The 13,684-nt window shown below is 63.5% G+C and carries 14 protein-coding genes; 9 read left to right on the top strand and 5 right to left on the bottom strand.

Annotated elements, in window-relative coordinates; all coding sequences use genetic code 11:
- Together PO605_RS28730 and PO605_RS28735 are read left to right on the top strand one after the other, a co-directional pair.
- The coding region (locus tag PO605_RS28730) for an RHS repeat-associated core and ParB domain-containing protein (RefSeq protein ID WP_272207230.1) at nucleotides 1-690 on the top strand (690 nt) is incomplete at its 5' end.
- A 2-nt stretch (nucleotides 691-692) separates the two neighbouring features.
- Nucleotides 693-1,097 (top strand): hypothetical protein, encoded by a 405-nt coding sequence (locus PO605_RS28735; RefSeq protein WP_074932063.1) that lies wholly within the window; start codon nucleotides 693-695, stop codon nucleotides 1,095-1,097.
- Nucleotides 1,098-1,298: 201 nt separating this feature from the next.
- Here the strand turns inward: PO605_RS28735 and PO605_RS28740 are convergent, their stop codons facing one another.
- The 3 genes from PO605_RS28740 to PO605_RS28750 form a co-directional block, all read right to left on the bottom strand.
- Nucleotides 1,299-1,769, bottom strand: a complete 471-nt coding sequence (locus PO605_RS28740) for a macro domain-containing protein (protein WP_047469978.1) — start codon at nucleotides 1,767-1,769, stop codon at nucleotides 1,299-1,301.
- Between the two features lie 68 nt (nucleotides 1,770-1,837).
- Complete coding sequence (locus PO605_RS28745; RefSeq protein WP_272207231.1) at nucleotides 1,838-2,152, bottom strand: DUF4148 domain-containing protein; 315 nt, start codon at nucleotides 2,150-2,152, stop codon at nucleotides 1,838-1,840.
- Between the two features lie 10 nt (nucleotides 2,153-2,162).
- The gene (locus tag PO605_RS28750) at nucleotides 2,163-2,471 is read right to left on the bottom strand and encodes a hypothetical protein (protein WP_272207232.1); all 309 of its coding nucleotides are present in this window, start codon (nucleotides 2,469-2,471) and stop codon (nucleotides 2,163-2,165) included.
- Between PO605_RS28750 and PO605_RS28755 the strand changes: the two genes are divergently transcribed.
- The 4 genes from PO605_RS28755 (at nucleotide 2,462) to PO605_RS28770 (ending at nucleotide 5,792) form a co-directional block, all read left to right on the top strand.
- Entirely contained in the window at nucleotides 2,462-3,199 is a 738-nt protein-coding gene (locus PO605_RS28755) for an AzlC family ABC transporter permease (RefSeq protein ID WP_016446045.1), read from the top strand. The two genes, PO605_RS28750 and PO605_RS28755, sit on opposite strands and share 10 nt — an antisense overlap.
- Nucleotides 3,200-3,202: 3 nt before the next feature.
- A complete protein-coding gene (locus tag PO605_RS28760; protein ID WP_272207233.1) occupies nucleotides 3,203-3,499 on the top strand; it encodes an AzlD family protein in 297 nt (98 codons plus the stop codon).
- Between the two features lie 62 nt (nucleotides 3,500-3,561).
- The gene (locus PO605_RS28765) at nucleotides 3,562-3,906 is read left to right on the top strand and encodes a FlxA-like family protein (RefSeq protein ID WP_272207234.1); all 345 of its coding nucleotides are present in this window, start codon (nucleotides 3,562-3,564) and stop codon (nucleotides 3,904-3,906) included.
- 284 nt (nucleotides 3,907-4,190) lie between these two features.
- A complete protein-coding gene (locus PO605_RS28770) occupies nucleotides 4,191-5,792 on the top strand; it encodes a methyl-accepting chemotaxis protein (protein WP_272207235.1) in 1,602 nt (533 codons plus the stop codon).
- A 138-nt stretch (nucleotides 5,793-5,930) separates the two neighbouring features.
- Here the strand turns inward: PO605_RS28770 and PO605_RS28775 are convergent, their stop codons facing one another.
- Both PO605_RS28775 and PO605_RS28780 read right to left on the bottom strand, forming a co-directional pair.
- The gene (locus PO605_RS28775; RefSeq protein ID WP_272207236.1) at nucleotides 5,931-7,874 is read right to left on the bottom strand and encodes an AMP-dependent synthetase/ligase; all 1,944 of its coding nucleotides are present in this window, start codon (nucleotides 7,872-7,874) and stop codon (nucleotides 5,931-5,933) included.
- Nucleotides 7,875-8,089: 215 nt separating this feature from the next.
- The gene (locus PO605_RS28780; RefSeq protein WP_272207237.1) at nucleotides 8,090-8,725 is read right to left on the bottom strand and encodes a GntR family transcriptional regulator; all 636 of its coding nucleotides are present in this window, start codon (nucleotides 8,723-8,725) and stop codon (nucleotides 8,090-8,092) included.
- Between the two features lie 114 nt (nucleotides 8,726-8,839).
- On the opposite strand from PO605_RS28780, the gene scpA reads away from it, so the two are divergent.
- From scpA to PO605_RS28795, 3 genes are read left to right on the top strand one after another with little or no spacing between them, the layout of a single operon-like run.
- The gene (scpA, locus tag PO605_RS28785; RefSeq protein ID WP_047475081.1) at nucleotides 8,840-11,017 is read left to right on the top strand and encodes a methylmalonyl-CoA mutase; all 2,178 of its coding nucleotides are present in this window, start codon (nucleotides 8,840-8,842) and stop codon (nucleotides 11,015-11,017) included.
- 25 nt (nucleotides 11,018-11,042) lie between these two features.
- Nucleotides 11,043-12,053, top strand: coding sequence for a methylmalonyl Co-A mutase-associated GTPase MeaB (gene meaB, locus PO605_RS28790; RefSeq protein WP_016446052.1), 1,011 nt, complete (start codon nucleotides 11,043-11,045; stop codon nucleotides 12,051-12,053).
- A gap of 57 nt (nucleotides 12,054-12,110) precedes the next feature.
- Nucleotides 12,111-13,643, top strand: coding sequence for an acyl-CoA carboxylase subunit beta (locus tag PO605_RS28795; RefSeq protein ID WP_016446053.1), 1,533 nt, complete (start codon nucleotides 12,111-12,113; stop codon nucleotides 13,641-13,643).
- The last annotated feature ends 41 nt before the right edge of the window (nucleotides 13,644-13,684 follow it).

Here is a 13,684-nt window from a genome sequence, read left to right on the forward strand (position 1 = left end):
TTCGACCTGCGGTATCCGGGGCAGGTGTTTGATGAAGAGACGGGGCTGTCGTACAACCTGCACAGGTACTACGATGCGGCGACGGGTCGGTATATCCAGGCGGACCCGATCGGGTTGGCTGGAGGATGGAATCGGTTTGGGTATGTAGCCAACAACCCGCTCAACGATGTGGACCCGCAAGGCCTGCACCCCGTGCTGGGAAGAATACAAGGCCTGTACTACCGGTACGGTCCGGCGATCACGGAGTTCATTGCCGGGGCGTCTGGAGTCAACGGGGCGTTGGCATCGCCTGCGGCGATCAGCCCGCTGGTGGCGCAGATTCCGACGGGTGTTTCTAGGATGCTGCCGATTGCGCGGGGGATCTCTGAGGGTGTGGAGTCGGGGGCGTTTTGTGCAGCAAAAGGTGGAATACAAGAAACTGCCAAGATTGGAGACTTATTCGCAACTCATGGACAGACAATGAGTAATAGGCAGTTAGATAGATTGATTAAAGATATTCGGGTTAATGGAATATCTAATCCGTTGGTGGTGACTGCGCATGATGGGCGGTTGTATATTCTGGATGGTCATCATAGAGCGTTGGCGGCTCCTAGGGCTGGAGTTTTAGATGTTCCGATAAAAAGGGTGGATTTGCCATACGGTGCTTACAGAGGATCCGCAGATCTTGAATTCACATGGGGAGGTTATTAAAAATGGAACTAAGAAAAATCAATGAAATCATCATTTCTAGTAGAAATATTTTATTTAATAATAGGGTGAATGATACAGTTATTTCTTCATTGGAAGAGGTGTTGAGCTGCTGGCGAGAAATTGAGGTGGATAGTTCGCGTAATATATTGAAATACTGCATTGGTGAGGCTTTGCAGCAGATTAAACAATCTAAATTAACTAGTGCTGGGCGTGTGTTGAATTTAATTCATAACTTGCCTTTGTCATTGGAGGGTTTAAATAATTGGGATTTGGACTATTTTATCTCTATGGAACTGCCGAATTTTCTAGAGCATTTTGAAGAAATACATAATTCCAGAGATATCTCTCTTTATGTGTTTCAACAAATTTCCAATCAGTATTTCAACAGTGCTTTATTGAATAGATAGAATTCTTCTCTGAAAATCGATTGGATTTTAATGCTTGGCCAAGCCGCAGGAGCAGGTGGCTTGGCAATGGCTGATCTCAGGCTTTGGTGAAGTGCGGCCCACCACGGGCGCCTGGGGCTAAGGCCAGACGGTCAGCGGCTTCAGCTATGCGCAGACGACTAGGTTCGACCTGCGGTATCCGAGCTTTGACCGTTACAACAACTATCGTGCCTTGCCAAAAACGACCAGCACAACCGCTGCCCTCGTTTCGACTTGGGCAATGGTGTTCTTCATGATGCGGATGGCAGTGTCTTCATTGAAGCCTCCAGATCCGCAACCGATGAGGGGAAAGGCTACGGATTTGAAGCCGTGATCGTTGACGAGTTGAAGGGCCGACTGTGTGGACTTCTCAATGGAGAGTTGTGACGCCCTCCAAAGAAGATTGATGCCCGCCACGTGGATGATGCCTTTGAAAGGCAGTCTGCCGGCAGATGTCAGGACGGCATCGCCCAGAGGAATGGGGCCGGCCCGCGCAACCTCCAGGAATGGCTGCAGTCCACCCTTGCGCTTGATTGCGCCGGACACGCCTTGGGGGATCAACAGCCACCAGGGAATGATGTTTCTATTCCATGAGTTGACGATGACTTCAACGTCCTGGTCCAGAAGGTCGCCGTTGACTATGCGGATATTCATGGAGTGAGGGGCGATGCTCGCAGGTGCGGAAACTGCACAGTATCTCGCGCCTCGCGTCACCCCAACGCTCACTTGTCTTGAGCCACCGCATGCCCTTTCTCCAGTCTGGTCACGGCCTCCCGGTAGGCGGGGCTGGCGCGCAGCTGCTGGTAGCGCTCCAGGCCGCGCTGGTATTCGGTGGAGCGGACATCGATCTCGCGGTCGGAGAGATAGGTGAGTCCGGCGCGGTGCCACATTTCCAGGTCGGCCAGCACCTGGGCTCGGCTGAGGTCGGTGGGGGCAGCAGTGGAGGAGGGCGCTGCGTCCTGGGCGAGGGTGGTGCCGGCCAGGCCCAGGCTGAGGGCGGCGAGGGCGATGAAGCGGGTGACGTCGGAAGTGCGCATGGGGAACCTTTCAGGTGAAGCGAAGTGATGAGGGCTTTATGGTCCCGCCGCCGCCCTGGCCGGCACAGCCGTTTGCGACGCACTGCAGCATGGCGGGAGCCAATGGCCGTTGGGTTTCGTGAAATGCCTGGAGGGCAGGCGCGGCCATCCGAGGAGCGCCGCCAGCCATGGAAATGCTTTGATCAGCCTGTTTGCGGCAGATTATTTCCAGTTGCTCCAATAAATCGGCATAAACATCTGTCAAATGGCTGGTGGAAGCATGAATCGGCAGCAAATTCCAGCGGCACAGGCCGACAATCGCCGCTCTCCATGTCTTCATCCATTCCACTTTCCCCCGCTGCCGTTTCGGCAGATTCCGTCTCCCGCAGTTCCGAGGCCTTTCGCGGCTTCAGGGATGCGATTCCCGTGATGCTGGGCTTTGTGCCCTTTGCCCTGGTGCTGGGCGCCCAGGCCGTGCAAAAGGGGCTGGCACCGCTGGAGGTTCCTCTCATGACCGGGATGAACTTCGGCGGCGGCTCGGAGTTCACGGCCATACGGCTGTGGACGTCGCCGCCGCATGTGCTGCTGATCGTCGCCATGTCCTTCCTGGTCAATTGCCGGCACATCCTGATGGGTGCGGCACTGGCGCCCTATCTGCGCCATTTGCCCAGGCGCCGTGCGCTGCCGGCCCTGTTCTTCATGTGCGACGAAAGCTGGGCGCTGGCCCTGGCAGACGCGCAGCGCAGTGCCGCCCGGCGCGTGAGCCTGCCTTACTACATGGGCGTGTCGGCGGGCCTGTACATGGCCTGGGTATCGTGCACGGCGGCCGGTGCGTTTCTGGGGCCGCGCATTGGCGACCTGGAGCAGTACGGCTTCGACATGGCGTTCACCGCCGTGTTTCTGGTGCTGCTGCGCGGCATGTGGAAGGGCGTCAGGCCTTGCCGGCCCTGGCTGGTGAGCCTGCTGACGGCGGCCCTGGTCTACAAGCTGGTGCCTGGCGCCTGGTATGTGGCGGCCGGCGCCGTCTCGGGCCTGATCTGCGCGGCCTTGCTGGCGCCCAGGAGCTGAGCGATGGAAGCCACAACCGTGCTGACGCTGGTGCTCATGGCGTGCAGCACGTATTTCACGCGGGTGATCGGCTACCTGCTGCTGCGCGGGCGCACGCTGAGCCCGCGCATGCAGTACGTGATGGAAAGCCTGCCGGGCTGCGTGCTGATCTCGGTGATTGCCCCGGCGTTTGTGTCCGAGCGTCCGGCCGATCTGCTGGCCCTGGTGGTGACGCTGGTGGCGGCCAGCCGGATGCCCATTCTGCCGACGGTGCTGATCGGCATTGCGTCGGCGGGTGCGCTGCGGCACTGGCTGGGGTGATGGCGGGTGGGGTGGGGCGTTTTGGGCCTTCAGTTCGCCCGCCAGTGGCCGATGTATGGGGCATGCAAATCTCATCCTCCACCTCGGCTTCCGCCTCGGGAGCCGCTTCAGCCTCCGGCGGCAATGACATCGCTGCGTTGCAGCGCAAGCTCAAGGAGCTGCAGCAGGCGCTCAAGGAAGTGGCCTCCGAGAACATCGACGCCAAGGCCAAGCAACAGAAGTCCAAGCTGCTGCAGACGCAGATCATGATGGTGCAAAACCAGATCGAGGCGCTGATGCGCGCCAGGCAGCAGGCCCAGCTCGACAAGCAGCGCGAGCAGCAGCAGGCCGCCGAGGCGCCATCGCAATCCCCATCGAAGGGCGGCAAGGCGCCCGGGCTGGGCGGCGTGGTCGACGTCTACGTCTGATCCAGTGAGATGGCCCGTGTTTTCACGGGCCGTTTTTCAAGACATTCAATGTAACTTACATGAAAATGCTGTTCGAACTTTGAGAGGGTTGGCTCTGCAACACGGATGAGGAAGGGGGCTTGCCTGCGGGGCGGTAGCCTCGAGCGTCGCAACTGCTATGGAACTTATTGATTTTTGACTCTCAAGAAACCGGCGGTTGCTACCGATAAGGCAAGCAATGTGACTGCCGGGATGCGATAGCGATGGCCTATACCGATGGCGTCACGGGGACAGAGGGATCTGCGATGAAAAAACTCGGCGATGTGCGTATCGGTACCCGGCTTACCGGTGTTTTTCTTGTTCTGCTGATCTGCCTGATGGCCGTGGGCGCCGTCGGCGCAAGGGCGCTGGGCCATGTGTTCTCGGGCACGCAGACCATGTACCAGGACCGCGTGGTTCCGCTCAAGCAGCTCAAGCAGATTGCGGATGCCTACGCCGTCAACGTCATAGATACGGTCAACAAGGCGAATGCCGGCCTGATCACGGCGCAGGAGGCAGCGGCGAGCATTTCCGGCACGCTGCCCGCGATCGACGCGGCCTGGCGCAGCTATTCGTCCACACAGCTGACCTCGCAGGAGGCCGTGCTGGCCAGCCAGGCGCAGGCGCTGTTCGCACCTGCCAACCAGAGCATCGACCGGCTGCTGCAGCGGCTCAAGACGCTGGATGGAAAAAGGGCCGGCAGCCTGGACGAGTTCGATGGCGCGCTGTATGCCAGCGTAGACCCCATCAGCGCCAAGATCGGCGAACTGGTGGAGCTGCAGCTCAAGGCATCCGAGGATGTGTATGCGGACTCCCGCCAGGTCCTGGCGCAGTCGCAGATGCTGATCTACGGCTTTGTCGCGGCCGCTGTCATCCTCGCCGTGGCGCTGGGCTATGTGGTCACGCGCTCCATCACCGTTCCCCTGAAGTCCGCCGTGGAGGTGGCCCGGCACATCGAGCACGGTGATCTGGCTTCCGAGATCCAGGCCACGGGGCGTGACGAAGTCGGCGACCTGCTGCGCTCCATGAGCGCCATGCGCGAATCGCTGGCCAGCATCGTTGGCGATGTGCGGCGCGGGGTGGAGTCGGTCACCACGGCATCCAGCCAGATCGCCGCAGGCAACCAGGACCTGAGCAGCCGCACCGAACACCAGGCCTCCAGCCTGCAGGAGACGGCGGCCTCCATGGAGCAGCTGGCAGGCAATGTGGGCCAGAGTTCGGAGAATGCGCGGCAGGCCAGCGCCCTGGCCGTGCGCGCCAAGGAGGTGGCGGGCGTGGGCGGTGGCGCTGTCGCCAGGGTCGTGGGCACCATGGACGAAATCTCGGCCAGCAGCGGAAAGATTGCCGAGATCACGGGCGTCATCGATTCCATCGCCTTCCAGACGAACATCCTGGCGCTCAACGCAGCGGTCGAGGCCGCGCGGGCGGGCGAGCAGGGCAGGGGGTTTGCCGTGGTGGCCGGAGAAGTGCGCTCCCTGGCCCAGCGCAGCGCCGCAGCGGCGCGTGAAATCAAGGCGCTGATCACGGCCTCCACCGAGACGGTGCGAATGGGCGGCAACCAGGTCCGGGAAGCCGGCAAGGCCATGGACGCCATCGAATCCCAGGTGCGCGAGGTGGCGTCGTTGATCGAGGCCATCTCGGCCGCCAGCGTGGAGCAAAGCGGCGGCCTGGGACAGATCAGCGAGGCGGTCTCCCAGATGGACCAGGTCACGCAGCAAAACGCTGCCCTGGTGGAAGAGTCTGCCGCCGCAGCTGCCAGCCTGGAGCGACAGGCCCGCGTGCTGGCCCAGGCGGTGGCCACGTTCAGGATCAGCGAGTTCAAGGAGATCGGCATGGCGCCCGCCGGCAGGGCATTGGCCGCTGCCTGAAGCGGGCAAGGCAAGAGCGCGGACAGGGCGCTCTTGCCTTCTTTCTGATCAATTCAATGTAACTTACATAAATCAATTTTCAAATCAGAGTTAAGGAAAGCCGCCGTTTTCGGGCGGCGGCTTGTCAAGGGCTGGGGGTCACCCCGCGCTGTTGCGGCCTTGCCAGCGCTCGGCGGGCTTGGTGTACATGGCGGCAATCTGCGATTCAAACCGCGCCATGAGGTTGTTGCGCTTGAGCTTGAGGGTGGGCGTCATCAGCCCGTTCTCAATGGTCCAGGGCTCCAGTTCCAGGTGCACGGCACGGGGGACCGCATAGCGGGCAAAACTGGCCACCTGTTTCTCGATGCGGGCCAGCGCTTCACGCTCGGCGGCGGCGTGGTTCAGGCTCTTGGGATCTTCGGGATCCAGGCCCAGGCGCTGGGCCATGGCCTGCCATTCACCACGCTCGATGACGGCCACGGCGGCGATGAAGGGGCGGTCTTCGCCCACGACAAAGACCTGGGTGAAGAACGGGTCGCCGGTGATGGCCAGCTCCAGGTCGGCCGGTGGAATCTTCTCGCCGGTGGAGGTGACGATGATTTCCTTGATGCGGCCCTGGATGCGCACGCGCCCATCCTCGATCACGGCCTGGTCGCCGGTGCGCAGCCAGCCGTCGTCTGTGAAGGTCTTGGCGGTGTCTTCGGGGCGTTGCCAGTAGCCCCGCATCACGCAGGGCCCGCGCACCTGCAGTTCCCGATTCTCGCCAATGCGCACTTCCACGCCCGGCAGGGCGCGGCCCACGGTGGCCGGGTGGTTGTCCTCCAGCGTGTTGGCACAGACCACGGGCGAGGTCTCGGTCATTCCGTAGCCCTGGATCAGCGGCAGGCCCAGGCCGAGAAAACAGCGCGCAATCGTGGGCGACAGCGGTGCGCCACCGCTCACGGCCACGCGCACACGCCCGCCAAACTGGGCCAGCAGCGGCTTGGCCACCAGATGGTTGAGCACGGGCCAGGGCAGCCATTGCATCCAGCCCGGCACGTCGGGCTGGGGCGCCTGCGCATCGGCAATGCCTTGTGTTTCACAAAAGCGTTGCCAGCCCCTGGCCTGGGCCAGTTCGAACAGCTGGGCCTTGAGCGGTTCGCGCGCCAGCGCCTCCATGACCTTGGCGTGCACGCGCTCGTAGATGCGCGGCACGGAGACCAGCACCGTGGGACGCTGGGTCTTGAGATCCTCGGCCAGCTGGGCCACGGAGCGCGCATAGGCCACGCAGGCGCCCACGGCCATCGCCAGGTAGTAGCCTGCCGTGCGCTCGAAGGTGTGCGACAGCGGCAGGAAGGACAGGAAAACATCATCGCTGCGCGGCAGCAGCCGCTGCATCACGGCCTGTACGTTGGAGACCACGTTGCGGTGCGTGAGCATCACGCCCTTGGGCTTGCCCGTGGTGCCCGAGGTGTAGACGACGGCGGCCAGGTCCTCGGCAGAGGGAGGCGGGGGCAGGGGGACTGCGCCGCCCTCAGCCAGCCATTGGGCCAGCGGTTGCACGGGGATCTGCCGCAGGGCCTCCAGGACGGCGGCATCGCCTTCGGTTTCAGGCTCTGCGGCCCGGGAAGCCGGCTTGGCCGATGCCACGACCACCTTGCGCAGCGCGGGCAGGGCCTGGCCCGTGGCGCAGATCTTGTCCCAGGTGGATTGCTGTGCCACGAACAGCATGGACACCTGGGCATTGGCCAGGATGTAGGCAATGCTGCCTGCGTTGTCTATGGAATGCAGGGGCACCGGCACATGGCCGCAGCGCAGGCTGGCCAGGTCGATGGACATGGCATCCAGCCCGTTGGGCAAAAGAATGGCAATGCGCGAGCCCGGCGCCAGTTCCTGCGCAGCCAGGGCCTGCGCCCACAGGGCCACGCGCTCGCCGGTCTGCGCCCAGTTCAGGGACTTCCAGCTGCGCGCATCCTCGTCATAGGCCCGGTAGGCCTCGCCTGCGGGCGTCTGCTGCACCCGCAGGGCCAGCATTTCCACCAGGGTGGCGGCCGTGGCCATGCTGGCATCGGCAGGCAGGCTCATGGCCAGGGAAGGGGCGCGGGCTGGATCTTGGATGCTCATGCGAAGAGGTGCGGACCGAAGTGGATGGTGCCGCTGATGATAGCTGCCGGTTACCGCAGGCCCCGGCGTCAGCTTCGGACATGTGCGGAGTTGGCGGCGAGGTTTATGCTGCACTGCAGCGTTCTCGGGCGATGCGCCTGAAGCGAACCAGGAGCCGCATGCCCGCCTACGTCGCCACTGTTGCCCAGCCAGCCAGGGTTCAGATGAACCCGAGTTCAGGACGCTGCAGCCAGACCGTTCCTGAAGTGCTGACGCATGGCCTGCGCGGCGGCCGCGCCATCGCGGCGCAGCAGGGCCTGCATGACGGTCTCGTGCTCGGCCAGCGAGTCCTCGATGCGGCCCTGCTTGAACAGCGACTTGTGGCGGTTGAGCTTCATGACCTTGCGCAGATCGGCCACCAGCTGGTTGCGCCAGCGGTTGTCGGCAATCTGCAGCAGCTGCATGTGAAAGCTCTCATTGAGCTCGAAGAAGCGGTCTGCATCACGCGTCTGCGCCTTGAGTTCCTCGTGGGTCTGCTGCAGGGCGGCAAGTTCCTCATCGCTGCCCGATTCGGCCACCACCTGAACGGCATCGGATTCCAGCAGGCTCAGCAGGTGATAGACATCGGCAATGTCCTTGGACGACACCTCGGTCACATAGGCGCCACGGCGCACCTTCATGGTGACCAGGCCCTCGGCGGCCAGCACCTTCAGGGCCTCGCGCAGCGGGGTGCGGCTGATGCCGTATTCCTCGGCAATCTTCAGTTCGTCGATCCAGTCACCGGGCGCCAGCTCGTGCTCGAAGATGCGCAGGCGCAGCTTCTCTGCCACCTGTTCGTAGAGCGCGCGGGGAGTGAGGGTGTTTGTCGACATGTGGCCCGGATTGTATCGGCAAAGATATTTTGAATGAATAATTATGAATGATGTAAACTGCGGCAGCTCTGGGGCATGCCCTCAAGGGCACCTGTCATTCACGAGCCTGAGAACATGAGACAAGACCATCCGACAGCGCAGAACGGCCAGGAATTCGCAACTGCCGACCTGCAGAAATGGGCCCAGGCGGCCGCCAAGGCCGCTCCCGGGGGCGACATCCAGGCACTGCACTGGACCACGCCCGACGGCATCGACGTCAAGCCGCTGTACACGGCGGCCGACACGGCGGATCTGCCCCATACGGATAGCCTGCCAGGCTTCGAGCCCTACATCCGCGGCCCGCAGGCCACCATGTACGCGGGCCGGCCCTGGACCATTCGCCAGTACGCGGGCTTTTCCACGGCCGAGGAGTCCAACGCCTTCTACCGCAAGGCGCTGGCCGCCGGCGGGCAGGGCGTGTCGGTGGCTTTCGACCTGGCCACGCACCGGGGCTACGACAGCGACCATCCGCGTGTGACGGGCGACGTGGGCAAGGCCGGCGTGGCCATCGATTCGGTCGAGGACATGAAGGTGCTGTTCGACCAGATCCCGCTGGACAAGATCAGCGTGTCCATGACCATGAACGGCGCCGTGCTGCCCGTGCTGGCCGGCTACGTGGTGGCGGCCGAGGAGCAGGGCGTGGCCCAGGACCAGCTGTCGGGGACCATACAGAACGACATCCTCAAGGAGTTCATGGTCCGCAACACCTATATCTACCCGCCCCAGCCGTCGATGCGCATCATCGGCGACATCATCGAGTACACGAGCCGGAACATGCCCAAGTTCAACTCGATCTCGATCTCGGGCTATCACATGCAGGAGGCGGGCGCCAACCAGGCGCTGGAACTGGCCTTCACGCTGGCCGACGGCAAGGAGTACGTGAAGACCGCCACGGCCAAGGGCATGGATGTGGACGATTTCGCGGGCCGGCTGTCCTTCTTCTGGGCCATCGGCATGAATTTCTATCTGGAAATCGCCAAGATGCGCGCGGCCCGCCTGCTGTGGTGCCGCATCATGAAGGGTTTCGGCGCCAAGAAGGCCAAGAGCCTGATGCTGCGCACGCACTGCCAGACTTCGGGCTGGTCGCTGACCGAGCAGGACCCCTACAACAACGTGGTGCGCACCACCATCGAGGCCATGGCCGCCGTCTTCGGCGGCACGCAGAGCCTGCACACCAACAGCTTTGACGAAGCCATTGCGCTGCCCACCGAATTCTCGGCCCGCATTGCGCGCAACACGCAGCTGATCATCCAGGAAGAGACCCACATCACCAATGTGATCGACCCCTGGGCCGGCAGCTACATGATGGAAAAGCTGACCCAGGACATGGCCGACGCCGCCTGGAAGATCATCGAGGAGGTCGAGGCCATGGGCGGCATGACCGCCGCCGTGGATTCGGGCTGGGCCAAGCTCAAGATCGAGGCCGCCGCCGCCGAGAAGCAGGCGCGCATCGACTCGGGCAAGGATGTCATCGTCGGCGTCAACAAGTACAAGCTGGCCAAGGAAGACGCCATCGACATCCTCGAGGTGGACAACGTCAAGGTGCGCGACAGCCAGATCGCGCGCCTGAACCAGATCAAGGCCAGCCGCGATGCCGCCAAGGTCGAGGCCGCCCTTCAGGCCCTGACCCAGGCCGCCGAAAGCGGCGAGGGCAACCTGCTGGACCTGTCCATCCAGGCCGTGCGCCTGCGTGCCACGGTGGGCGAGGTCTCGGACGCACTGGAGAAGGTTTTCGGGCGCCACCGCGCCGATACACAGAAGGTGACCGGCGTGTATGCAGCAGCCTACGACTCGGCCGAGGGCTGGGAAAAGCTCAAGGGCGAGATCGATGCATCGTCCGAGCAGCTGGGCCGACGCCCGCGCGTGATGATCGCCAAGCTGGGCCAGGACGGCCATGACCGCGGCGCCAAGGTGGTGGCCACGGCCTTTGCCGACCTGGGCTTCGACGTGGACATGGGCCCGCTGTTCCAGACGCCCGAGGAATGCGCGCGCCAGGCCATCGAGAACGACGTGCACGCCGTGGGCGTGTCCACGCTGGCGGCAGGCCACAAGACCCTGGTGCCGGCCATCATCGAGGAGCTGCGCCGCCAGGGCGCGGACGACATCATCGTCTTCGTGGGCGGCGTGATTCCCGCGCAGGACTACGACTTCCTCTACAACGCCGGCGTCAAGGGCGTCTATGGCCCGGGCACACCCATCCCGGCCAGCGCCAAGGACGTGCTCGAGCAGATCCGCCAGGCCAACAGCCTCTGAGCCCGCCGCAGTGACTCCCGAGCAAATGCAAGACGGCATCCTGAACGGCAACCCTGCCGTTCAGCGCCGGGCGATGGCCAAGGCCATCACCCTTTTGGAATCCACGCGCACGGATCACCGCGCTGCGGCCGATGGGCTGCTCACGGCCCTTCTGCCGCATACGGGCGGGTCTTTCCGCCTGGGCATCAGCGGCGTGCCGGGCGTGGGCAAAAGCACCTTCATCGAGACGCTGGGCCTGTTCCTGATTGGGCGCGGCCTTCGCGTGGCGGTGCTGGCCATCGACCCCTCATCCACCGTGTCGGGCGGCTCCATCCTGGGCGACAAGACGCGCATGGAGCAGTTGTCCGTTCATCCGGATGCCTACATCCGCCCCAGCCCCAGCAGCGGCACCCTGGGCGGCGTGGCCGAGAAAACCCGCGAGGCCATGCTGGTCTGCGAGGCGGCTGGCTACGATGTGGTCATCGTCGAGACCGTGGGCGTGGGCCAGAGCGAGATCGCCGTGCAGGGCATGTGCGACATGTTCTGCCTGCTGCAACTGCCCAATGCGGGCGACGACCTGCAGGCCATCAAGAAGGGCGTGATGGAGCTGGCCGACCTGGTGGTCATCAACAAGGCCGACATCGACCCGCATGCCGCCACGCGCGCCCAGGCCCAGATCACCTCCAGCCTGCGCCTGCTGGGCATGCACGGCAACCCCGAGCATGCCCACCACGACGAGCGCCTTTGGCAGCCCCAGGTCATCACCATCAGCGCGCTCAAGAAGGAGGGCGTTGAAGGTTTCTGGGGTGCGGTGGAGGAATTCCGCCGCCTGCAGCAGGCCAACGGGCGCCTGGCGCTGCGCCGCGAACGCCAGGCGCTGTCCTGGATGTGGGAGCGTATCGACTCCGGCCTCAAGCAGGCCTTCCGGCAGCATCCGCAGGTGCGGGCGCTGCTGCCCCAGCTGCAGGCCGACGTGGCAGCAGGGCGCATCGCGGCCAGCACGGCCGCCAGAAATCTGCTGCAGGCGCAGGCAGGCCCCGTGGCGGCGCCGCAGTGACGGCCGACAAGACAAGACCAGACAAACCTTACCGTTAGACGTTAGAGGAATCGCAGCATGCAAGACATCCTGGATCAACTGGAGACAAAGCGCGAACAGGCCCGCCTGGGTGGCGGCCAAAAGCGCATAGACGCACAGCACAAGAAGGGCAAGCTCACGGCGCGAGAGCGCATCGAGCTGCTGCTGGACGACGGCACCTTCGAGGAATGGGACATGTTCGTCGAGCACCGCTGCACCGACTTCGGCATGGAAGACAGCAAGATCCCCGGCGACGGCGTGGTCACCGGCTACGGCATGATCAACGGCCGCCTGGTCTTCGTCTTCAGCCAGGACTTCACCGTCTTCGGCGGTGCGCTGTCCGAGACCCATGCCGAGAAGATCTGCAAGGTCATGGACCAGGCCATGAAGGTCGGCGCCCCCGTGATCGGCCTCAACGACTCGGGTGGCGCCCGCATCCAGGAAGGCGTGGCCTCGCTGGGCGGCTATGCCGACGTGTTCCAGAAGAACGTGCTGGCCAGCGGCGTGGTGCCGCAGATCTCCATGATCATGGGCCCCTGCGCGGGCGGCGCCGTGTACTCGCCGGCCATGACCGACTTCATCTTCATGGTCAAGGACAGCAGCTACATGTTCGTCACCGGCCCCGAAGTGGTGAAGACCGTGACGCACGAGGAGGTCACGGCCGAGGAGCTGGGCGGCGCCATCACCCACACCACGCGCAGTGGCGTGGCCGACATGGCCTTCGACAACGACGTGGAGGCGCTGATGATGCTGCGCCGCCTCTACAACTACCTGCCGCTGAACAACCGCGAGAAGGCGCCCGTGCGCTACACCTCGGACCCCGTGGACCGCGCCGACAAGTCGCTGGACACCCTGGTGCCCGACAACGCCAACAAGCCCTACGACATGAAGGAGCTGATCCTGAAGACCGTGGACGACGGCGACTTCTTCGAGTTGCAGCCCGACTACGCCAAGAACATCCTCACGGGCTTTGCGCGCATGGACGGGCAGACCGTGGGCATCGTCGCCAACCAGCCCCTGGTGCTGGCCGGCTGCCTGGACATCAAGAGCTCCATCAAGGCCGCGCGCTTCGTGCGTTTCTGCGATGCCTTCAACATCCCCGTGGTCACCTTCGTGGACGTGCCCGGCTTCATGCCCGGCACCAGCCAGGAGTACGGCGGCATCATCAAGCACGGCGCCAAGCTGCTGTACGCCTATGCCGAGGCCACGGTGCCCAAGATCACCGTCATCACGCGCAAGGCCTACGGCGGCGCCTATGACGTGATGGCCTCCAAGCACCTGCGCGGCGACGTCAACCTGGCCTGGCCCCATGCCGAGATCGCCGTGATGGGCGCCAAGGGCGCCGTGGAGATCATCTTCCGCGAGGACAAGAACGACCCGGCCAAGCTGGCCGCGCGCGAGGCCGAGTACAAGGCCCGCTTCGCCAACCCCTTCGTGGCGGGCGCGCGCGGCTTCATCGACGATGTGATCCAGCCGCATGAGACGCGCAAGCGCATCTGCCGCTCGCTGCAGATGCTCAAGAACAAGCAGCTGGAAAATCCGTGGCGCAAGCATGGAAACATCCCTCTGTGACCAAGCCCTGATATCAAAGATCGAATCCAGAAAAAACAGGC

It is taken from the genome of Delftia sp. DT-2 (assembly GCF_028401915.1).
GTDB lineage: Bacteria > Pseudomonadota > Gammaproteobacteria > Burkholderiales > Burkholderiaceae_C > Comamonas > Comamonas tsuruhatensis.

Bases quoted from the DNA above. Each gene is read 5' to 3' on its own strand.
- PO605_RS28735 (WP_074932063.1), top strand. From the start codon at position 693: ATGGAACTAAGAAAAATCAATGAAATCATCATTTCTAGTAGAAATATT.
- PO605_RS28740 (WP_047469978.1), bottom strand. From the start codon at position 1,769: ATGAATATCCGCATAGTCAACGGCGACCTTCTGGACCAGGACGTTGAA.
- PO605_RS28745 (WP_272207231.1), bottom strand. From the start codon at position 2,152: ATGCGCACTTCCGACGTCACCCGCTTCATCGCCCTCGCCGCCCTCAGC.
- PO605_RS28755 (WP_016446045.1), top strand. From the start codon at position 2,462: ATGTCTTCATCCATTCCACTTTCCCCCGCTGCCGTTTCGGCAGATTCC.
- PO605_RS28750 (WP_272207232.1), bottom strand. From the start codon at position 2,471: ATGAAGACATGGAGAGCGGCGATTGTCGGCCTGTGCCGCTGGAATTTG.
- PO605_RS28760 (WP_272207233.1), top strand. From the start codon at position 3,203: ATGGAAGCCACAACCGTGCTGACGCTGGTGCTCATGGCGTGCAGCACG.
- PO605_RS28765 (WP_272207234.1), top strand. From the start codon at position 3,562: ATGCAAATCTCATCCTCCACCTCGGCTTCCGCCTCGGGAGCCGCTTCA.
- PO605_RS28770 (WP_272207235.1), top strand. From the start codon at position 4,191: ATGAAAAAACTCGGCGATGTGCGTATCGGTACCCGGCTTACCGGTGTT.
- PO605_RS28775 (WP_272207236.1), bottom strand. From the start codon at position 7,874: ATGAGCATCCAAGATCCAGCCCGCGCCCCTTCCCTGGCCATGAGCCTG.
- PO605_RS28780 (WP_272207237.1), bottom strand. From the start codon at position 8,725: ATGTCGACAAACACCCTCACTCCCCGCGCGCTCTACGAACAGGTGGCA.
- scpA (WP_047475081.1), top strand. From the start codon at position 8,840: ATGAGACAAGACCATCCGACAGCGCAGAACGGCCAGGAATTCGCAACT.
- meaB (WP_016446052.1), top strand. From the start codon at position 11,043: ATGCAAGACGGCATCCTGAACGGCAACCCTGCCGTTCAGCGCCGGGCG.
- PO605_RS28795 (WP_016446053.1), top strand. From the start codon at position 12,111: ATGCAAGACATCCTGGATCAACTGGAGACAAAGCGCGAACAGGCCCGC.